This window comes from Chloroherpetonaceae bacterium (assembly GCA_025056565.1).
Taxonomy (GTDB): domain Bacteria; phylum Bacteroidota; class Chlorobiia; order Chlorobiales; family Thermochlorobacteraceae; genus Thermochlorobacter.
This window is the reverse complement of sequence record JANWWA010000015.1, coordinates 37,585-59,636: the sequence shown is the minus strand read 5'-3', so window position 1 is coordinate 59,636 and position 22,052 is coordinate 37,585. Positions and strand designations below refer to the sequence as shown.

Sequence of the window (22,052 nt, the reverse complement as noted above, 5' to 3'; positions counted from 1 at the left end):
GCAGTGTCTTCTGTAGCAGGGCTGCTTGTAATTCTTTCCAGTTGTGATGGAAAGCCACCGAAATTTTTGGCGCAAAAAATTGAGGTCGTGGCAACTGAGCAGCGTCAGACAAGACCAGAGCAAACAGGATTTGGACTTATTAACCCAAAATGGGCAAGTGATTCTCTTTGGAATCATGCGGTAGAATTGGCAGAATACGTCGTCGAGCAAGAAGTGAATGGGGAGACAAGAACATTTACCGAGACGCGACTAACGGCACAGGTTTTTCTGTCCAAAGAGTTTCATACCATCAGCGATGACACATTGCGAAGCGACCGTTATCCTGTTTTGGTGCAGCAGACAATGTGGCGGTATAGCAAAGAGCCACTGCCGACACAAGCTTCAGTGTGGATTGCAGTGCTGAAAAGTGAACCCTTCAAGGTTGCGCGCTACATTGCGTCGTGGCAGGACGAAAAGGGAATCGCTAACAAAGCGCTCCAACGCTTGGTCGGTAAGTTGAAGCTCACTTGCCAAAATTCTTTTGCCACCAATGGTGAAGGAGAATACGAACTGCAGCACGATACATTCTTTGAAGACCAAATTTCGCTCTCGCTTCGAAGCTTAAATTTTCGTGAAGGCTTAGAGTTCGTGCGACCCACATTGGTTTCACAGCTCTCGCGTGGCGCAGCAGCCCCGCAGTATTTTCAAGGCGATTACAAAGTGGAAACATTAGATACACTGCAGACAGAATGTGGCACAATTGCCTGCTGGAAAGTTTCCGTCGAGCGTGATGCCAAACAAAAAGACTGGTATTGGTTTGAAATGGCGCACCCACATATCTTAGTCAAGGCTGAATACGCAAATGGCGGCACATTACTCCTAAAAGCGCGCGAGTATAAACGACCGCCTGTGTAACCAGCTACATAAGTGCATGCGCTTTTCCGCCACAAGAAAGCATGCCAGCTGTGATGCAAAGTTGGTCTTTGCCAGTGGAAGAAATTTTTAATGTGCGGACAGTAAGCTCTGCAAGTATAGAGGTGGTGATATGCCTAACTCTTTCTCAAATGCTTCCTTGCACTGCTTATACACTTTGTGGGCTTCAGCGATATTGCCTTGCTTAGTGAGTAGTTTCAAAAGTATGGCGTAGGCTTTGTCGTAAGTGTGATCAGTAGCAAGAATTTGGCGAGCATAGAGCGTCGCTTCATCGTCTTGGTGGCGTTGCAGCGCAGATTCGGCTAAGTAAGTCAGCGCATTAAGGTAAGTGTCTTTGAGCAGTTCTCGCTCAAAAGCGGACCATTCTTCATAGAGGTCTTCTTTGAGAAAATCACCCGTGTAAAGTGAAATAGCCTGTTTGTAAAGAGGGGTAGGGTCAGGCTGCGATGCGGCTGCTTGAAGTAAAGATTTAAAGGCAAGAAAATCAATGAATGCGTTTTCTCCTAAGTCTAATATGTATGCTTTCGTTTCGGTGCGGAGAAATTGCGAAGGCTCTCTGGGTGAAAGATGAGGCTCGAGAGCTTTGCGAATAAAAGAGATGCTATTTTTAATAATCTGCTGCGGGTCTTTTTCTGCGTCGCTGCCCCATAGCCACTCTATCAGCTCATCAATAGTAACCGCTTTTTGGTGATGAATGAGCAAGATTTTAAAGATGTCGCGCGCTTTTTTCCGCTGCCAGTCTGCTTTAGTCAGTGTGCGTCCATCAATCGTTACAGAAAATTCACCAAAGGTTTTCACAAAGATGGTGGGTAATTTAACCGTGCCTTTATTAGCAGTGAAAGTAGCGGAGGAAGAGGGCTTGAAGGGTAACTGAAGATACTTCTGCTCAATAGCTTTGCGAGCGACCTGCAGAGCAATGTCCACATCAGGAGGTTTGGGAGAGGTCTGCATCTTCAGGAATCGCTGGGTCTCGAGCTCCATCAATAGGTGGCGCGTAGCCCTATTGGCATTGAGCTGTGTATACAGCGATTCGGCATACTTTGCGTAGCGTATGCTGCTGGAAAAGTCGCCCAGTGATTGGTAGAACACAGAGAGTGTTTCGTAATACTGCTGCTCCAAAACTTTAGCGCCAATTTGTTGTGTGAGGGCAAGTCCTTGAGTGAGGAGTAGGCGTGCGTCCTGTGTCTTTTTCTCAGCAAGAAGCACTTTCGCCCAGAGCAGCTGTGCTCGAGCATCTAAAAACATATAGCCAAGTTCTTTGGCTAAGCGCTGCGCCTGTGAAAATTGTGCAGTGGCTTTCTGTAGCTCACCCAGTGCAGCGAAGGCTTCACCGAGCTTTAGGAGCGCAGTGATTTCCACCCATACCATACCTAAATGCCGCGCAGTGGCGAGGGCATCAATAAACTGAATAATTGCCGCAGCGGCATCGCCCATCTGCAGATATATTGTGCCTAAGTCTAACTTATTGTTTGCAATCTCACGATGGCTCTGGAGTTGCTCTGAGAGCATGAGAGCCTGTATGCAAAAATTGAGTGCGGTCGCATAATCACCGTAGTTGACATATAGCTCCGTGAGATTTTCCATCACGGTGATTTGCATAAACTTAAAGTCATCGGCTTCCGTAATGGCTAAGCACTTTGTGAGGTATTGCAGAGCTTCGGTATGGTTACCAAGATGGTAGTAAGCATAGCCAATGCTGTTGAGTAGGCGAGCCAGTAACTCACGTGAGGCAAATTCTTGAAGCGACAGCGCATGCTGATACCAGCCGAGTGCGGTTTCAAACTGACCTTTGAAAGCATAAATGTTGCCAATGTTGAAAAAGGCAGAGGCGACATGTTGCATCCGACCGCCTTGCTTGTGCATAGCAAGACCAGTTTCTAAGTGCACTAATGCTTTATCTAAGTAGCCTATTTCCTGATAGCTAATACCTTGCAGCGTATGAGCATTGGCTTGCCGCTCTGGCAAGTTGTAGCATATTGCTTCCTTTAAGAGTAGCTCAGCCCAAGCAATCGCTTGGGGATAGTCGGCAAGAACGTGTGAGCAAATAGCCAGCTCCCGAATGCTATCCAGAATGAGAGAGGGAGCGGCGATGACCTGCGCACAGCGAAGTGCCTCTTCGGCAAGGGTATAGGCTTCTTGCGCAGCATTGTAACGCAGTTGCCGAGCACGACTCAAAAGATTTTCTATCTCTGCAGCAGGCAGGACTGACTGACAAGAACGACGGCGAGCCATCTTGATACAGCTTTAGCAGACTGATAAGTGAGGCAAACAACTTTCCAGTGCGAGCGCAGGCAAAGCGATGAGTGGAGCTAAGGAGATTCGAACTCCTGACCTCTGCAGTGCGATTGCAGCGCTCTACCAACTGAGCTATAGCCCCGAAAACTTAAAACTGAGCTACAAAAATACACATTTACAAGCAACAGTGCAAGAGTATTCTTAATTCAATGTGTCACTAATTGGCATAAACCTCACCTCCGTTCTTTCTCGGGAGAAGAGGGGACTTTGCAGTTCGGATTGGAAACATGCCCACAGTGATGAGCAGTGCCAAAACTGTTTTGGAGTCTGACTAAAAGCCTTATCTTACAGCTCAGGCATACTTAGGCTAACTTTTGCTGAAATTTTCTTTAACACAATGGCAAAACGCTCTCTGAAAGCTGCCGCATACTTTACCCGCATTGGGCAGGGGAAGAGTGCAAAAGAAAAATTTCCTGATGCGCTTTACTCCAGAGCGGAAAAAACAGGCTTCAAGTCTACATCGAGCTACGAAGATGTAACGAACTTTCTCCTTGAGCTAAGGTCGCACACGACGGAAATGACACTGCATAGCTTTGGCAAGACCACCGAGGGCAGAACGCTATGGCTTGCGGTCTTTTCAAGACCACAAATTTTTTCGCCGATTCAGGCGGTGCAGTCATCAAAGCCAATTGTGCTGCTACAAAACAATATTCACGCTGGCGAGGTCTGTCCAAAGGAAGCGTCCATGATTTTGATGCGCGACCTTGCTTTCGGCAAACTCAACAAGCTGCTGGATGAACTGATTATTCTCGTCGTGCCGCTCTACAACGCTGACGGCAATGAACGCCTAAGTGAGGCCAATCGCTTGTCGCAAATCGGGCCTGAAAATGGCGTGGGCATTCGCACCAATGCCGTGGGCTTAGACCTAAATCGCGACTATATGAAAATCGAAGCCGAAGAGACGGCTTGCCTGATTAAGAATCTCTACATTGCTTGGCAACCAGATGTCATTATAGACGGGCACACGACAGATGGCTCACGGCACGGCTACGACCTTACGTTTGGCTTCCCGCAGCACCCTAATGCATCGAAACGGCTGATTGAGTTCATTCGTGATACCATGCTGCTTGAAGTCGCAGAAAAAATCAAGCGCGACACAGGAATAGAGATGTTTTACTATGGCGACTTTGTCAATTTCCGCAAGCCCGAAGAAGGCTGGGCAACTTACTCACATCACGCTCGCTTTGGCGCGGCATATGGTGGCCTGCAAAACCGTATCGCCATTTTGATGGAGACCTATTCCTACATTCCCTTCGAGCGACGCATCCGAGCTGCTTATCACTTTATGCGTGAGAATTTGGAATACACGGCGCGCCATGCCGCCAAAATCAAGGAGCTGGTGCGAGCATGCGTTGCAGAAACGATTGCACAAGGCGAATACTACGACCCAAAGAAAAATCTCATCGCAATTGAAGTGGCTAAACAAGCCTTCCCTGAACCGGTCACGGTGATAGGCTATGCCGTCAAGGAAAAGAAAAACCGTGACGGTTCTGTGTCTTTTTTGCCCACCAAAACAAAGAAGCTCTACAAAGCGCCGTACTTCGGTCATTTTGTGCCCACGCGAAGTGTTCCCCGACCCTTAGCGTATCTGTTGCCAAAGTCTGAACGCCGCATTGTTGAAAAACTTTTGCAGCACGGTGTCGTAGTGGAAAAATTGCTACGTCCCTTTACAGCAAAGGTGGAGTATTTTGAAGTCAAAGAAATTCAGGTATCAGAGCAATGCTTTCAAGGGCATCGGGAGGTAACACTTAGTGTGGCACGAGTGCCCAAAGAGATGACTTTTCAGGCTGGCGATTTCCTCGTGCCAATGAATCAGCCGACGGGAAATGTGATTGCTGGATTGCTCGAACCTGACTCCGACGATAGCCTTGCGCATTGGAACTACTTCGATAACTACTTGACTGGCAAGCTGCGCTTCGAAAAGGACTTTGTCACAGAATACGAGTATAACCTTATTGACCTACCCCGCACAAAAGAGATTTATGAGAAACTGATTGAGAAAAACCCTGCGCTCTCAGAAGCTGAGCGTGAGCAAGAAAAGATGAAGTTTTTTATGACGGCGGTCGGTTATGATAATGAATTTATGAACCGCATTCCTGTGTTTCGTTTGATTGAAAAAAAGCCTTATTCAGCAGTGATTTATTCACCGTGCCTGTGCGAAGAAGTGTCAAGCAGGCATTGAGTTTTTCAAATGCGAAATGAGGCGCATCTAAAATGAAGCTAAAGCAAGAGGCAGATGCAAAAGCAAAATTGCTGCTGGAACGGCTGAAAGCACAGCCCATTTCGAGTGCTGCCTTAACGCTCGCCGAGAGTTGGATTCGGCAAGGCAAGGCTAAGGAAGCGTTGGAGCGACTACGCGCTATTGAGCCTTACTACAAACAGTCCTACCGCTTCGCAGTTTTATCCGCCAGAGCTTACAAGGCATTAGGCAACCTAAGTGCGGCAAAGCAGTGGTATGAAAAAGCCTGCGCGCTGGCGCCACAAAACGAAGTGGCGTTTTATGAGCTGATTCAACTTTCTGCTCCGAAGGGCCTAGGTGCAATGGCAGCCACAACCGCTGAGCCTACCAAGCAAGCCGACGTGTTAGGCGTGCCGAGCTTTGCAGCAGCGCAAGAAAGTCAACGCACGATTGAAACCACGCAGCCTGTGCCTCTGAAAGCGCACACTATCTCTTCTGAATTAGCTCAGACGACTTCGCCATCGCCCGTAGCCCAGACGCCACCTCAACCTGAAACCCCAAAAGTAGAAGCTGAAGCGACTGTGATGCAGTCTACCTCAGCTGTGCTGGAGGCTAAACCAGAGAAGAACGGCGCAAAAGCAGAAGAACCAGAAGAGAGACTGCTGACGGAAAAGGATATTTTCAACGAGAAAGGAGAATTTATTGGGGAATATGGTGGCGCACCAGACAAAGAATTGCCTGAAATTTCTTTTTCACCAGAGCCAAAACCGCTGCCGAAATACGATACCGTGTTAGACCTGTCAAAGATTCCTGCACCGCATCAAGAGCCGCCAGTGCTGGAGAATGAGACGCCGAAAGTATCGCTCGACAAAGCTAAGCTGGCGGAAGTGCTCTCCCGCATTTCATTTGGGGAAGAAAGGGCAGCTGAAAAAACGACTACGCCGGCAAAGTCTAGTGTGAGCATGAAAGAGACTCAAACTGCTGCGCCCACATTACAAACGCCATCAGAAGCAGCTCGCCCGAATGGAAACATCGCCTCAGAGCCAACTTTGCAGCACAAAGTATCAACGGAGCAAAGCACTGTGCAGCAAGGAGAGCAGGAAGAGCCAGATGAATTAGAAGCATTGGCGGCAGCCCTCTCCAACATCAAACCCTTGCCCATAGAGGAAACCAACGATCCAACGCCGATTGCAGAACAGCGTAAGCCATTTGATGACGACGAAGAAATCAAAACACCAACGCGGCAACTGGCGGAGATTTTTGTGGCGCAGGGTGCATTTGCCAAAGCCATCAAGGTCTATGAAGCGCTGCTTGAGAAAGAGCCACAGAACGCCTTTCTGCTCAAGATTATTATCGACGGTCTGAAGGCGCATATGTCGCAGACGCAGAAGAATCCGTAACCCCTACTTGGACAGCCGCAAAAACCTTGAAACCTTAGAGCAAACGTGTCGTTAGTGTGTGCTGTTTATCACACCACGTTATCGCAAGCACATTTTGCACATTTTCAGCACGGGATTTCAATCAACCTATCTTGAAAGGAAGAACTTAACCGCTGGCAAACTTTATGAAAAAGTTGCTACTTGCCTCTCTAAGCCTACTTTTGTCGCCTGCTCTGTTTGCGCAGACCGCTGTAGAAACGCTCTCGCTAGAGAAGGCGGTGCGTCTTGCGATTGAAAACTCTGTGGCTACGCTGCAAGCAAAGAACAATTACGAACTGACAGGAGCACAGCTGCTTCAAGCCTATGGTCAATTTTTGCCGACAGTCAGCGTTGGAACAACTTACACACCATTCAATCTCAATCAACGCATTAACCCGACTACTTTGCCGGGCGGTCAAGTAATTTTCCCACTATTTGGTCAGCGCACAACCTCTATTGGCTTTAGCCTAAACTCCTCACTAAACCTTTTTAATGGACTGGCTGACCAAGCAGCGCTGCAAAATGCGATTCACGCTCGTGAAGGGGCAGGCTACACACTTAAACGCGCTAAACAGGACATTGCCTTCAGCGTGGCACAGGCTTACTTGCAGGTGCTGCTCAACCAAGAGCTGCTGCGTATCGCACAAGAAAACTTGAAGGTCTCGCAGGAGCGCTTGCGCCAACTGCAAGAGCAAACGCGGCTGGGCTCGCGTGCAATTGCAGACCTCTATCAGCAAGAGTCGCAAAAAGCCGCTGATGAGCTGGCAGTCATTCGAGCGGAGAATACACTACGCAACAGCAAGCTAGCACTGATTCGGCAGATTCGGTTAGACCCATCAAAGGACTATGTGTTAGAAGTGCCGCCCGTTGATACAGCACTGCTCGGGGCAGAGTATCAAAATGAAGCGCGGCTGATTGCCGCAGCCCAAGAGCAGCGGGCAGACCTGAGAGCCGCAAAAGAAAATCTGGAGGCAGCCTCGTGGCAGATGGCACAAGCGCGTAGCACCTTCTTTCCAGCCGTAAACCTGAACTTCAACCTCTTCACCAGTGGCTTCAATGTCTTCAGTCAGACTATTGATGGTGATGCAGTGCCGAATCCTGTTCTGCCTAGCATTGCTGAGCAACTCGGCAAGCAAGTGAGTTTTAACATTGGCGTGCAGCTAAGCTGGACACTCTTCGACCGCTTCAGCACCAACTTGCGTGCGGAGCAAGCCTATATCGCCTATCGCAACCAAGAGCTGCAGTATGAAGACCTAAAGATTCGCGTTGTCACCGAAGTGCGGCAAGCATTAGGCGATTACCGTGCAGCCATTCAACAGCTGGAAAGCGCACGCAAAGGTCTCTTAGCGGCACAGCAAGCTTTTGAGACAGTGCAAAAGCGCTACGAAGTGGGCTCAGCAAACTTTGTGGAAGTCGCAGCAGCGCAAGCAGCACTGGTGCAAGCACAGTCCAACCAAGCCCAAGCACTGTTCAACTTTACCTTCCAGAAAAAAGTCTTGGAATACTTTCTGGGCACGGTCGATATCGACGGGCTTTAATCCACATAACTCTAACTCTATGAGCGTATGGCAACGGAAACAATCTCGCCAGAGGCAGTCAAGGAATCAGGAACTCAGTCGCCCCGAGCAGTACCGAAGAGCACACGCAAGAAAAAACAGCGGTGGCTATGGATTGGCATAGGGGGAGGAGCGCTGCTGCTGATTGCACTTGTGTTTGCCTTGCGCCCAAAGGGCACAAAGCCCATTCCCGTTAGCGTAGAAAAAGCCACAATTCGTACCATCACGCAAGTTGTAACGGCAACCGGAAAAGTCTACCCTGAAACCGAAGTAAAACTCTCGCCCGAAGTCAGCGGTGAGATTGTAGAATTGCCAGTCAAGGAAGGAGATGTCGTGAAGCGAGGGCAATTGCTCTTCAAGATTAACCCGCAACTGACACGCACGCAGGTCGAGCAGGCACAAGCGGCACTGAGCGCAGCCAAAGCGGCAAGCCTTCGCGCCAAAGCAGAAGAACTGCGCACCGCCGAAGAATATCGCCGTGCTGAGCAGCTCTTTAAGCAGAAACTCATCTCGGAGACAGAGTATCTTGCAGCGAAAACCAGCGCCGAAGTAGCCAAAGCAAACGCAGAAGCAGCGCTCTACGACGTGCAACGCTTAGAAAGCCAGTTGAAGCAAGCGCGTGAGCAGCTGTCACGCACAGTGGTTACCTCGCCCATCAATGGCACCGTTACTGTGCTGTCAGCTAAACTAGGTGAGCGCGTGGTCGGCTCAATTCAGATGGCCGGCACAGAGATTTTACGCGTAGCCGACCTGAGCACCATGGAAATTCGTGTCGACGTCAATGAAAATGACATTGTCAATGTCAAACTGGGTGATACAGCGCGCATCACAATTGACGCCTATCCAAACCGAAAATTCACAGGCATTGTGCGCGAGATTGCAAATGCAGCCAAAACCAAAGGCTTAGGCACGCAAGAAGAAATCACCAACTTTGAAGTAAAGATTCGAATCCTTGACCACAATGGATTGTTGCGCCCAGGAATGAGTGGCAATGCCGACATTGAAACCTTTACGGCAAAAGATGTGCTAGCTGTGCCGATTCAAAGCGTAACCGTGCGTGCCGCAGAAAGTGGTATGACTGCCGATGAATTAGCCCGCAAACGTGAAGAACAACTTCGGCAAACCGATGGGAGCGCAGAACTTATCAATGAAAAAATGCGTCAGCAGCAGGAAAAAGCAGACCGTGCAAAGCTCTTGCGTGTGGTCTTTGTAAAGAAAGGCGACCTTGTGCGAATGGTGCCAGTCGAGACAGGGATTGCAGACAATGCCTACATTCAAATCAAGAAAGGCGACATCAAGGTTGGCGATGAAGTCGTCTCAGGCAGCTATCGAGCGATTAGCCGCGAGCTAAAAGACAGTTCGAGAGTGGTGCTCGAGAGCGACTTTAAAGGCAAAAGGTCGCCGTGAGCTGGGACGGTTTGCGCCTACTGCTCTTTGCAATGCTAATGCACATTTGGAGGGACACAAATGGGAAAACATCGTTTTGACCGCACGGTGCGCCCGAAAGGTCATTTGGTGATTCGCATTGAGAACGTAACGAAGGAATACAGAATGGGCGCAGAGATTATCCGCGCTTTGCGGGGCGTTTCGCTCTCCATTTACCGCAATGAGTATGTCGCAATTATGGGGCCGTCTGGTTCGGGCAAATCTACAATGATGAATCTCTTAGGCTGCTTGGACACACCAACCTCAGGGCGATATGAGTTTAACGGCAAGGATGTGGCATCAATGGACGATGATGAACTGGCTGAGATTCGAAACAAGGAGATTGGCTTTGTCTTTCAGACCTTCAACCTACTGCCACGCAGCAACGCGCTGCAAAATGTAGAACTGCCACTGATTTATGCAGGTGTTCCTGCCGAAGAGCGACGCGCGCGTGCAATCGCAGCACTGGAAAGCGTTGGTCTAGCAGACCGAATGTATCACAAGCCAAATGAACTTTCAGGCGGACAGCGTCAGCGCGTTGCCATTGCACGGGCACTGGTCAATAATCCATCTATTATCCTCGCCGATGAGCCGACAGGAAATCTGGACACGAAGACCAGCATGGACATTATGAACGTCTTTGAAGAACTCTATCAGCGTGGCAATACGATTGTGGTGGTTACACACGAAGAAGACATTGCACGGCATGCACGCCGCATCGTGCGATTGCGTGATGGACTCATTGAAAGCGACCGACTGATTGATGAAATAGAGTTTGCCAAAGTGTAGCGGCTTTTGAAGACCGATAAACTTGCATACTTGTGGCTTCAGGAAGTGCCAGACGAGCTACCCAGTTTGGAGCAGCTGGACAGCAAGGTATGAATTTTCAAACTGGCATTGGAGCCTGAGTCGACTGTCGTTAAAGCAGCAAAAAGTTTGATTGAACGTGCGCCCGAGCGACTAGATTTTATTGAGCGCGTGCGCTTCTAGCAAACAGTGCCACTCTTTCGCGAGTTAGGGTTACCCGACGAGGTTATTGCGGAGCGGTTGGGTGTGCCCTTAGAATAAAAAAAGTCAGTTCAACATAACATTCCATGGACAAAAGATGCGGCGATTTTGGTATGAGTTCTCCGAAAGTGTGAAGATAGCCTACGACCAAATTATGGCAAATAAGCTGCGCTCAGTTTTGACGGCGTTAGGCGTCATCATCGGCATTCTTGCCGTAACGCTAATGGGCACCGCTATCAAAGGAATTGACCGAGGTTTTGACAATAGCCTTGCAATCATTGGCTACGATGTGCTCTATGTGCAAAAGTGGCCGTGGGCTAATGTTGACGACTGGTGGAATTATCGTAACCGTCGCCCCATCAAGATTGAATACGCCGATGAAATCAACCGCATCATTGAGCGCACACGCCAGACAGAGCTGGTTACGGCTGTGCCGCAGAATGTGCACATCAAGAATGCCAAGTTTGGTGAAAATCAAGTGCAAGGCGTATTTATTCTTGGCACAACTGACGAATATCCTTTGGTCTCGCAGATCGATTTAGCAGAAGGACGCTTCTTTAGCAGCACAGAGTCGCTGACAGGGCGTCCCGTTTGCGTCATTGGCTATGATATTGCGGACGCTCTATTTCCAGATATCTCACCAATTGATAAGACTATTCAGATTGGCAATGCACAAGCCAAAATTATTGGTGTATTAGCAAAGCAAGGCAAGTTTTTAGGGCTATTTAGTTTTGATTCGCAAATCATCGTGCCAATTGGCTTTTCCAAAAAATACTTTGGTGTAACCCCTAACGACCGCTTAGCCATTAAAATCAAGGACAAGAACCGTGCCGCTGAAGCCAAGGAAGAACTCGCTAGCATAATGCGGCGCGTGCGTGGACTCCTGCCTGACCAGAAAGATGATTTTAGCATCAACGAGCAAGAAGCCTTCAAAAGCACCATTGACCCAATCAAGTCAGGTATTGCGCTGGCGGGGCTGTTCATTACGGGGCTGTCGCTCTTTGTCGGCGCAATTGGCATTATGAACATCACGTTTGTAAGTGTCAAGGAGCGCACTCGAGAAATTGGCACACGCAAAGCCTTAGGTGCACGCCGCCGCACAATTCTGATGCAATTTCTGATTGAAGCAGTCTCTATTTGCGTTGTAGGTGGCGTAATTGGACTTATCTTGGCATACAGTCTCAGTATGTTGATTGGAGTTGTGGCGCCTGACTTTCCTGTCAGTTTCTCGCCTGATTTAGTGCTAATTGGGCTAGTCGTCTCCGTGCTAACAGGTATTTTCTCGGGCTTTGCACCTGCATATTCGGCGTCAAAGCTTGACCCAGTTGTGGCACTTCGCTATGAGTAGCAACCATCGTAACTTTAACTGCACCAGACGATGCGTTTTACGGAAATTCTTTCAATGGCGCTCCATTCACTGGGTGCAAATAAGTTGCGCTCAGGGCTGACGATGTTTGGCATTACGGTGGGGGTCTTCAGCGTGATTGGAGTAATGACCATTGTAGGGGCGCTGCAAAGAGCAATTGAAGACGGCCTGGCCTTCTTAGGCTCCAACACTTTTCAGATTGCAAAGTATCCCTCCATTCAAATCTTCGGCGGCAGTGTAAGTGACAAATATGCCAATCGGCGCGACATTACCTACGATGATGTGCAGCGCCTCGAGAAGCTCTTGCAAGGGCAGTATGCTGCCTTCTGCCCCAAAATTTTCAACAACGGCAAGCAGGGCGTCTATGGCGGTTACAAAACGAACCCTAACATTTCCATTGTCGGCACCAACAAAGATTTTCTCGTAGTCAATCAGCATAGCATTGAGTCAGGACGAAATCTCAACGATGAAGATGTCGAATTTGCACGCAGTGTTGTCGTAATTGGGCAAGACCTCAAGAGGCGGCTCTTTCCAAATGAATTTGATGACCCATTAGATAAGCTCATCAAAGTCGGCGGAAAGACCTACCGCGTGGTGGGAGTGCTGGCAGTAAAAGGAGGGTCGTTTGGCAACAATAACGATAACCTTGCTCTAATTCCAATTACACGCTACTTCATTGACTACGGCAAGTATAACCGCACAATCAATGTCGCCATTCAAGCAAAGTCGCAGGCAGAGTTTGAGCAAACAATAGACAAAGCTATAGGCGCAATGCGTGTGGTGCGTGGCTTAGAGGCTGATGAAGAAAACGATTTTGAAATCTACTCCAACGATTCGCTCATCAACACCTTTGACCAAATTGCAGGTGTGGTGAAGGTTGGCGCGTTCATCATTAGCTTCATTGCGCTGATCACAGCAGGCATTGGAATTATGAACATTATGCTGGTCTCTGTAACGGAGCGCACAAAAGAAATTGGCATACGCAAGTCTGTAGGGGCAAAGAAACGCAATATCTTGATGCAGTTCCTAATTGAGGCAGTCATTCTGTCTGAAATCGGCGGTCTGATAGGGATTCTCTTAGGTGTGATAGGCGGTAACTTGGGAGCAGCGATGCTAAGCGCCAATGCCATCTTCCCTTGGGATTGGGCTATCATTGGACTGGTTGTCTGTTCACTAATTGGCATTAGCTTCGGCTTTTTCCCTGCACTGAAAGCCGCTTCGCTCGACCCCATTGAAGCCTTGCGGTTTGAGTAGTGGCTACATTCCAGAGGCAGGCAGGGCAACGAAAAAGGTTGCGCCTTTGTCCTTGCCAGCTGACTCAACCCAAACCTTGCCACCATGAAGCTCAACAAGTGATTTGACAATTGATAGGCCTAAACCCGTTGAGCTTTCTCCACCTGTTGGGCGAGCCGAAAGACGCTGAAATTTCCCAAAGACCCTTCGCATATCGTCCTCTGTCAGCCCTTGCCCTTCGTCCTTAACCGCAATAAGGATGACAGACTGCTGACTCGGTGCTGAATCGCTGACCCCATTTGTATGTGTGGTAAAACTTTGCATCACCGCAGGGGGGAGTGTGGTCAGGGGTTGACACTTTACACTCACCCAAATCGATTTGCCCTCAGGACTATACTTGATCGCATTTGAAACCAGATTCTCAAAGACTTCTCGCATTCGACTGGGGTCAATCGCCGCATAGCAATTAGGCGCAAGCTCTGCATAAAGCCGCTGCGATTTTTGCTGGGCCCGCACCTCAGACTCATCTACGACCGCTTGCATCAGGGCGCTGACATCGTGGTGCTGGAGGTTGAGCGAAATTTTGCCTGCCTCTAAGGCAGCAGTTTCCAAGAGACTGCTAATAAGCTCTGTCATGCGCTGCGAAGATGCATAGATTTTCTCAAGAAAAGTCTCAATGGTGCGGAGTTTGGCATTTTGGTCTTGCACGACTGTCGCCAAAGATGGAAGTTGTTCAAGTGACAGTTCCGCAAAGCCTGAGATGGATTGCAGAGGGTTCTTGAGGTCGTGTGCGGCAATAGAAAGAAGCTCTGTTTTGATACGACTGGCTTCTTCGGCGATTCGGCGCTGCTCTTCAGCAATCTGGCGCTGTTCTTCGGCAATTCGGCGTTGCTGCTCTGCGACCTGGCGCTGCACTTCGGCGATTCGGCGCTGCTCTTCAGCAGTTTGCAGCGCCTCAGCTAGCGCAATGTTCTTTTCACGCAAAGCTTGCTCTGATTTCTGTGTGATATGATAAGCTCGGTAAGCAACGCCTAATAGCACGACCGCTAAGACAGAGACGATAAGAAATGAATTCCTAAGTAGCATCTCGCGTGAAAGTTCTAACTCTTGCAGCTTATTTTCTTGCTGCAAGCGCAGGATTTCCTGCTCTTTTTTCTCGGTCTCATAGAGCGTTTTTAGCCGATTGAGCGCTTTGGATTTCTCCAAATTGAGTAGTGTATCATACAAGGCATGGTATGTTTTATAGGCATCAAGGGCTTTTTCATAGTCTTGATTGCGAGCATAGATTGCAGCAAGTTCATGGTAAGAGTCGCAGGCTTCCTCTGGCTCTGAAATGGACTGGGCAATTTCAATGCTGCGCTGGAGCATCTTCACAGCATCTTTGGAGCGACCCTCACGGCTCAAAATCACGCCCAAGGTGCGGAGTGCTGTGACTAGCCCACTGCGGTCATTGGCTTTCTGGTAGAGCATAATCGCTTCTTCAGCAGAGCGCCTTGCGTCTGAAAGGTGGTTTGTCTGAAGATAGACATCGGCTATATTCACTAAGTTTGTGGCTATATCCGGATACTTGGCACTTTGACGCTCGAACTCCAGCGAGCGGGTGTAGTAAAAGAGAGCCGAGTCATATTGCTCTTGCAAGCGATAGATTGCGCCAATGTTATTGAATACGGCGGAAAGACCGCGCAAATGACCGAGCGCTTGAAAAATGCGGCGCGCACTGTCATACATGCGGAGTGCCTCAGTATATTCGCCCTGCTTTTTGTAAATCAAGCCAATGTTGGAGAGCGAATTAGCAATACCTAATGTATCCTTGCGCTGTTCTTTGATTCTGAGTGACTGGAAGTGGTAGTCAAGTGCTGTGGGATACTCACTGAGTCGTGAATAGACAAGGGCAAGGTTGTTGTAGAGAATAGCAAGCTTGGCAGTGTCGCGAATTTCCTTTGCAAGACTGAGTGCGTGGTTATAGAGCGAAATAGCGTCGGCGTGTGAACCTTGATCTCGAGCAAGGTCGCCTTTCACTTTGAAAATCCGAAGTAGAAGAGACTTTGAGCCAAGTTTCTCGGCTATGGCGGCAGCTTGCTGAATGAAGTGGTGGGCGCTATCGGCATTGTGAGTGCGGTATTCCTCCGCAAGGTCACATAGTGTAGCGACGGTCAGGCTGTCGGTGGGCAAAGTCTGCGTGGCGGGTGGGTAGCTGATTGACCACGCTGCAACAGCAAGGGGTGACAGAAGCAAAAAAAGACCAACCAGCACAGCAAAGCATATTTGGAAAAGATGGTAAGTGTTTTTCCGCAATAAGTTAGGGCGCCGTAGGACGGGTGAGGAACGTGTCATAGTGCGCTAAGCAAAGTTTGCAGGTTGAATGCACCTCAGTGAGTGCTGTGGTAAAGTTACTGACAAATTGCAGCTGCATCAAGTCGGAATTGCATAAATTGACCACAACGCTCCCAACTTAGGGAGTTGGCATACAAAAAAACTAGCATCAAATTGCAAGATGCCCATAACGGTAAGTGCCTTAGTGCAAATGTGCACATCAATTTGTTTCACCGCTCAATTTTCTAACTAAAAATCCAACGAAAATGCGCTCTCACTTTGTTATCTGTCTTGTGCTGGTGCTATGTGGAGCAAGCACGTCGGTTGCACAGCTGCGAAACGATTCGCTTCCCAGCTCAATGCCCAGTCGTCCGAAGATTCGTCCGTATGCTGAGGTAATAAAAGGTGCCACAACGCTTAGGGGCATCTTTGATGTGCATCGCATTGAGGATAAGGTCTATTATGAGATTCCACAAAAGGAGCTGGGCAAGGAGTTCTTGATTGTAGCCCAAGTGTCCAAGACACAAGCCAGTTACGGCTATGGTGGCACGGAGCTGGCGAATCGCGTGGTAAAGTGGGAGCGCAAAGGCAATATGGTTCTTTTACGCAATGTCTACTATGGGCTGCGCTCGACAGACGGAAATGTGAAGCAAGCCGTTGCAAACTCTAACATCGATGCAATTTTGATGAGTTTCGACATCCTTGCCTTTGGAAAGGACTCCTCCGTAGTGATGGATGTAACGCCGATGTTTGTATCCGATATGCCTGAGTTTTCGCCACGCCAGCAGCCTGTAAATTTTGCACCAAATTATGATGCGATTTCGCTCGACCCAAAGCGCACCTTCATTGAGAGCATAAAAGCATTTCCAACCAACATTGAGACGCGTGCTGTGCTAACCTATCGCGCCAACCCTGTCACGCCAAACCGTGCTGGGTCGCTTCCTACACCGCAGCCATCGCGTCCGCGAGCGGATAATGCGTTAGGGTCAATTACCGTCGAGGTGCATTTCAGTATGGTGCGTTTACCCGAGGTGCCAATGAAACCACGCGAGTATGACTCCCGAATTGGGTTCTTTACGCAAGATTTTGTCGACTACAACAATTCCAATTCTGGTATTGAGCGCAAGCGCTACATCTCACGCTTTCGCTTGGAAAAAAAGGATACAACGGCAGAACTGAGCGAGCCAGTCAAACCGATTATCTTCTACATTGCGCCTGAGGTGCCAGCCAAGTGGCGTCCTTACATCAAGCGTGGAGTAGAAGCATGGCAAAAAGCCTTTGAAAAGGCGGGGTTCAAGAATGCAATTCTTGCCAAAGATGCACCAGACGATAACCCAAACTGGGATCCAGAAGACGCACGATACTGCTCTATTCGCTGGCTTCCCTCTGAAATTCAGAACGCATATGGACCATCTATCCGAGACCCCAGAAGTGGAGAGATCATTGATGCAGACATCAAGTTTTTCCACAATGTCCAGGCACTGGTGCAAAAATGGTATTTCCTGCAAGCTGGTGCGGTAGATGAACGTGCCAATCAAATGCCCTTGCCAGATGACCTATCCGGCGAGTTGATTGAATATGTAGCGGCCCATGAAGTTGGGCACTGCTTAGGATTTCCACATAACTTTAAGGCTTCCTCAAGCTACACAGTCAAGCAACTGCGCGATGCGCAGTTTACTGCAAAATATGGCACTGAAGCCTCCATAATGGACTATGGGCGCTTCAACTACGTTGCACAGCCAGAAGACAAACCACGGCCACGTCTCATTCCAACTATTGGGCCCTACGATGAGTTCGCCGTAGAGTGGGGATATAAGCCTTTCTATGGACTGACGCCAGAACAAGAAAAAGAAAAACTCAATGAGATTGCAATGCGTCAGATTGCAAATCCAATGCTGCGCTTTGGCAGGCAAGGCGACCCTTACGACCCCACAGCCCAAAGTGAGGATATCGGCTCCGACCCACTTGAAGCCACCGCCTTAGGACTCAAAAACCTTGCGCGCGTCTCTAAGAAAATGCTCACGGCTTTCACGCGCCCCAACGAAGATTACACCCGGCTCAAGGACATTGCAGAAGAATTCTTTACACAGCGCTCGTTTGAGGTCGGGCATGTAGCAAGTTTGATTGGGGGAATGGTTGAGACTAATTACTTCTATGGACAAGGGGAAAAGAACTTTGAACCAGTGCCGAGAGAGAAGCAAAAAGCCGCAATGAAATTTTTGCAAGAGAATGTATTCCAGCTGCCAAAAGACCTACTGCCACGAGAAGTAATTGACCGCATCGGGGCGGTGGGATATGCTGACTTGATTCTGGGGCACCAAGCGCGCGTGCTGGCGCAATTGATGAACACAGCTCGAACCAAAGCTATGGTCGACTATGAAATCGCAGGTAATGCAACCTACACGCTAACCGAGATGGTCAGCGACCTAAGCGATGGAATTTTCAGTGAGCTTAGCACAGGCCGAGTCTCAGCAATGCGACGCAATCTCCAGCGCGAATTCGTAAAGCAACTCATTGAAAAGACGCAACCAACGCGCCTGCCAACTCCAGGCGCAACACCCAGAGTATCCAATCCAGAGCTAAAAGCAGTGGCAGTAGGGACACTGGAAAAATTACTAAAACGCATCCAAGCGGTGCAGGGGGCAGACGAAGCGACACGTGCTCACCTGACGGATTTGCGTATCACGATTAAAGCAGCCTTAGACGGAAAAGAGTAAAGGCAATCCTGTCTCTTAGGCGCGAGGAAGACATTTCTGAGCAGCAACTGTGAGTTGGTATCGGTGCAAAGAAAAGCTGAAAACATCAGCTCAATAAGCAGGGGTTGCAAAGCAATGAAGATGCAGGAAAACTATGCTGTGCTGTCTTGCCAAGATTGCCTGAATGGGGCAGGACTATCATTTCAGTTCTCAATGGCATTCCAGCCAATTCTTGATGTAGTGGCAGGCACGGTGTTCGCGTATGAAGCACTGGTGCGAAGCAAAGAAGGGGAAAGTGCAGCAGACATTTTGGCTCTAGTTGATAGCCATAATCGCTACCGCTTCGACCAAACAATTCGCGTCAAAGCAATTGAATTGGCAGCTCGACTGCAGCTTTCTGCACACCTTAGCATTAACTTTTTGCCAAATGCAGTCTATCACCCAGAGACATGCATTCGCACAACACTGGAAGCTGCCAAGCTCTACAGCTTCCCAATTGAGCGCATCATTTTTGAGGTAACCGAGGGCGAAAAAATTGAAGACAGAGCCCATTTAGCAGCAATTATCAAGGAATACAAGCGACAAGGTTTCAAGACAGCAATTGATGATTTCGGTGCAGGCTACTCAGGCTTAAACTTGCTGGCAGAGTTTCAGCCCGATTTCATCAAGCTCGATGTGGCACTGGTACGCAATATTCATCAAGATCGAATCCGACAAGCAATTCTTCATGGAATTCTAACGGTCTGCAAAGAAGTGGGTATTGAGATTATCGCAGAAGGCATTGAGTCGGTAGATGAACGCAATTTTCTTGCGGCGTCTGGCATTCGCTATATGCAAGGCTTTCTCTTTGCAAGACCTGAACTGGAACGCTTGCCAAAGCCCTTGCTTTAAGACTGGTTGGGCACAGCATAGGCTTTTGAGCCTTGCAACTGGTCGAATGAGTGAAGACAGAGTAGGCAACTGCTGTGCGCACGAGCACAGGGTGTGCAAGAAAAGTCAGAGAATTTTCTTACCTTTACACCCCATCACCTTGCGAGGCTAAACGGAGCACAAAACAAGGGAGAGAAAAAACTGTGCAATCCGCCCGAGCAATTTGGATAGACGTAGATAACTCACCGCACGTGCCGCTCTTTGTGCCGATTGTAAGACGCTGCGAAGCACTGGGGCGGAGAGTGGTACTGACTGCGCGAAACTACGCCCAAACGGTAGAGCTGCTGCAAAATGCGGGCTTGGAAGGTAAGTTTGTGGTGATTGGTGAACATGCAGGGAAAAGTAAAGTCAAGAAGCTCTTGGGCTTAGTAGAGCGAGCGGTTGCACTGCGCGCCTACATTCGTGCCCTAAGAAAATCTGGTGTGCAGGTGTCGGTAGCACTCAGTCACGGGTCTCGCTCAATGGTCTTGGCAGCACGGCAGCTTGGGATTCCCACTATCACGATGTATGACTATGAATACACAGAAACCTTTATTTTCAACACCTTTTCAAACTATGTGATGGTGCCAAGCCGTATCCCAGATGCCACACTGGATAAAATTGGTCTAAAGCCACACAAGCGCATCCGATACGAAGGCTACAAAGAGGAGCTGTATCTGAGCTACTATGAACCCGATACTGCGTTTTGGCAAAAGGTGGAAGCGGAAAATGGAGTAACCATTGACTTAAAGAAGGTGATTGTGACGCTGCGCCCACCTGCGAGTGCGGCGAACTATCACAACGCGCAGAGCGAAGCCATCTTAGAAGCTCTGCTAAGGCGGCTATTGACGAATGCAGAGGTCTGGACGATTGTCTTGCCACGCACGGAGGCGCAAAGGACTGAACTTGAAGCGCTGGTGCACCGCTTGCAGCTTAGCACCTCACAAATGCTCATTCCAAAGCGAGCGGTCAATGGATTGGATTTAGCCTATCACTCTGACCTACTCATTTCAGGGGGGGGCACGATGAATCGGGAGGCTGCACTGTTGGGTGTGCCCGTCTACAGCATCTTCGCTGGCAAACAAGGCGCCTTAGATGCGGATATGGAACGGCGTGGAATGATTCGCTTTATTCGCTCCGAAGAAGAAGTTCAAAACATACCACTGAGGAAGAAAGACCCGTCTACAACACCCTATCGCCCATCAAACAGAGTCGAGGAAGCGATTCTACAACAACTAAGCCGATGGTGAGGTAATATGCTCCGGCAAATCCCAGCCTACAAATTTATCATTGCAGCCTGCGATTACCTCGTGGTGATGCTGGCGTTCTTTGCTGCTGTAGTGCTACGCTACGGCGGGGTATGGAGTGAGATGAAGGAAATCCCTGACCTCTGGACACAGGTTGAGTTTGTCGCGGCGTATGGCATAGTATGGATTGCAATCTTGCACCACTTCAACCTCTACAAAATCAATGTGTTTCTAACCATTGTGGAGCAAGGTGTGGCTATCTTTAAGTCTGTTGGATATGGCATCATTGGGTTGATTGTAGCGGCGTTTTTCTTTAAGGGTAATGCACTGGTTGATAGCCGTCTTATCATTGGCTACTTTGCAGTGTTTTCCTTGGCAGGGCTGGCGCTGTATCGCATTGCAATCTTTCGTCCACTGTATATGTTCCTTGCCAAAAGTCAAATCATTCGCCGCAAGGTGTTAATCGTGGGCGCGGGCAAAAGTGGCAGAATGATGGCAGCAAACCTGATGCTGGACACCACACACGGGTTCGAGGTAGTTGGCTTTGCAGATGACACCTTGCCAAAGGGCGAACGTGTGTTTGAGTCAGCATATGTTTTGGGCACAAGCAAGGATATACCCAGACTGGTGGAAGAACACAAAGTCGATGAAGTGTTGGTAGTTATGGATAACATTACTTACGAGCGTCTGATTGAAATTTTAGACATAGCCCGCTCGACCAGAGCCGTCACCAAAGTCTCATCGGAGCTGTATGACATTATTCCAAACAAGGTATTTGTAGAGCAATACTTGGGCGTACCTGTGATTGCAATGACGAAAAACCAAGACAACACGGCTTTCCTGATTTACAAGCGCATTTTTGATATTGTCGCCTCGCTCATCGGATTGATTGTTCTGGCAGTGCCATTTCTGATTATTGCGCTGCTGATTAAACTGACCTCCAAAGGACCAGTGTTTTTCAAACAAATTCGCATTGGCAAAGACGGCAAGCCATTTGAGTTCTATAAATTCCGCTCAATGTATGTCAATAACGATGATAGCATTCACCGTGAGTTTACAAAGAAGCTAATTGCCGAGGCTAAAAACGGTGCAGTAGATATTTCAAAAACAGTGGTAAGCGAAAGTGGAGAGCTGACGCAAGTGAAGAAAATCGTCAATGACCCTAGGGTTACGCCAATTGGGCGCTTTCTGCGCAAGACCAGCTTAGACGAACTGCCGCAGCTCTTTAATGTGCTCAAAGGCGATATGAGCCTTGTAGGGCCAAGGCCCTGTATGCCCTACGAATGGGAAGAATACGAGGCGTGGCACAAGCGTCGGCTTTCAGTAACGCCAGGCTGCACCGGCTTATGGCAAGTCTCTGGACGCAGCGCTGTCGGTTTCAACGATATGGTCATTTTAGACCTGTATTACATTGAAAACATGTCGCCACTGATGGATTTAAAGCTCATTCTCAAAACGCTGCCCGTGATGCTGCTCGCAAAAGGTGGATACTGAA

Annotated in this window: 14 protein-coding genes and 1 tRNA gene; 12 read left to right on the top strand and 3 right to left on the bottom strand. The window is 48.8% G+C overall.

Translation table 11 applies throughout. The annotated features are described in order from the left end of the window. Positions 1-3: 3 nt before the first annotated feature. Positions 4-894 carry a hypothetical protein gene (locus NZM05_10905; GenBank protein ID MCS7014119.1) on the top strand — a complete coding sequence of 297 codons (891 nt, stop codon included), beginning with the start codon at positions 4-6 and terminating at the stop codon, positions 892-894. Positions 895-981: 87 nt separating this feature from the next. On the opposite strand, the gene NZM05_10900 is transcribed toward NZM05_10905, so the two are convergent. Continuing rightward, complete coding sequence (locus tag NZM05_10900) at positions 982-3,144, bottom strand: tetratricopeptide repeat protein (protein MCS7014118.1); 2,163 nt, start codon at positions 3,142-3,144, stop codon at positions 982-984. A gap of 72 nt (positions 3,145-3,216) precedes the next feature. After that, positions 3,217-3,289: transfer RNA gene (locus NZM05_10895), tRNA-Ala, on the bottom strand. Between the two features lie 255 nt (positions 3,290-3,544). Here NZM05_10895 and NZM05_10890 point away from each other — a divergent pair. The 7 genes from NZM05_10890 (at position 3,545) to NZM05_10860 (ending at position 13,413) form a co-directional block, all read left to right on the top strand. Beyond that, positions 3,545-5,389 carry a M14 family metallopeptidase gene (locus NZM05_10890; GenBank protein ID MCS7014117.1) on the top strand — a complete coding sequence of 615 codons (1,845 nt, stop codon included), beginning with the start codon at positions 3,545-3,547 and terminating at the stop codon, positions 5,387-5,389. A gap of 32 nt (positions 5,390-5,421) precedes the next feature. Beyond that, entirely contained in the window at positions 5,422-6,786 is a 1,365-nt protein-coding gene (locus NZM05_10885) for a hypothetical protein (protein ID MCS7014116.1), read from the top strand. 164 nt (positions 6,787-6,950) lie between these two features. After that, positions 6,951-8,342: a TolC family protein gene (locus tag NZM05_10880; protein ID MCS7014115.1), complete on the top strand. Its 1,392-nt coding sequence runs from the start codon at positions 6,951-6,953 to the stop codon at positions 8,340-8,342. 27 nt (positions 8,343-8,369) lie between these two features. Further along, the gene (locus NZM05_10875; GenBank protein ID MCS7014114.1) at positions 8,370-9,767 is read left to right on the top strand and encodes an efflux RND transporter periplasmic adaptor subunit; all 1,398 of its coding nucleotides are present in this window, start codon (positions 8,370-8,372) and stop codon (positions 9,765-9,767) included. A 108-nt stretch (positions 9,768-9,875) separates the two neighbouring features. Continuing rightward, positions 9,876-10,574: an ABC transporter ATP-binding protein gene (locus NZM05_10870; protein MCS7014113.1), complete on the top strand. Its 699-nt coding sequence runs from the start codon at positions 9,876-9,878 to the stop codon at positions 10,572-10,574. Positions 10,575-10,890: 316 nt separating this feature from the next. Next, on the top strand, positions 10,891-12,141 hold the full coding sequence (locus tag NZM05_10865; protein ID MCS7014112.1) for an ABC transporter permease: 1,251 nt from the start codon (positions 10,891-10,893) through the stop codon (positions 12,139-12,141). Between the two features lie 30 nt (positions 12,142-12,171). Next, entirely contained in the window at positions 12,172-13,413 is a 1,242-nt protein-coding gene (locus tag NZM05_10860; protein ID MCS7014111.1) for an ABC transporter permease, read from the top strand. Positions 13,414-13,416: 3 nt separating this feature from the next. Here the strand turns inward: NZM05_10860 and NZM05_10855 are convergent, their stop codons facing one another. Beyond that, positions 13,417-15,726, bottom strand: a complete 2,310-nt coding sequence (locus tag NZM05_10855; protein ID MCS7014110.1) for a tetratricopeptide repeat protein — start codon at positions 15,724-15,726, stop codon at positions 13,417-13,419. 245 nt (positions 15,727-15,971) lie between these two features. Between NZM05_10855 and NZM05_10850 the strand changes: the two genes are divergently transcribed. The 4 genes from NZM05_10850 (at position 15,972) to NZM05_10835 (ending at position 22,051) form a co-directional block, all read left to right on the top strand. After that, positions 15,972-18,422, top strand: a complete 2,451-nt coding sequence (locus tag NZM05_10850; GenBank protein ID MCS7014109.1) for a zinc-dependent metalloprotease — start codon at positions 15,972-15,974, stop codon at positions 18,420-18,422. 114 nt (positions 18,423-18,536) lie between these two features. Beyond that, positions 18,537-19,292 carry an EAL domain-containing protein gene (locus NZM05_10845; GenBank protein MCS7014108.1) on the top strand — a complete coding sequence of 252 codons (756 nt, stop codon included), beginning with the start codon at positions 18,537-18,539 and terminating at the stop codon, positions 19,290-19,292. A 182-nt stretch (positions 19,293-19,474) separates the two neighbouring features. After that, on the top strand, positions 19,475-20,560 hold the full coding sequence (locus NZM05_10840; protein ID MCS7014107.1) for a DUF354 domain-containing protein: 1,086 nt from the start codon (positions 19,475-19,477) through the stop codon (positions 20,558-20,560). Positions 20,561-20,566: 6 nt separating this feature from the next. Next, a complete protein-coding gene (locus NZM05_10835; GenBank protein ID MCS7014106.1) occupies positions 20,567-22,051 on the top strand; it encodes a sugar transferase in 1,485 nt (494 codons plus the stop codon). The last annotated feature ends 1 nt before the right edge of the window (position 22,052 follow it).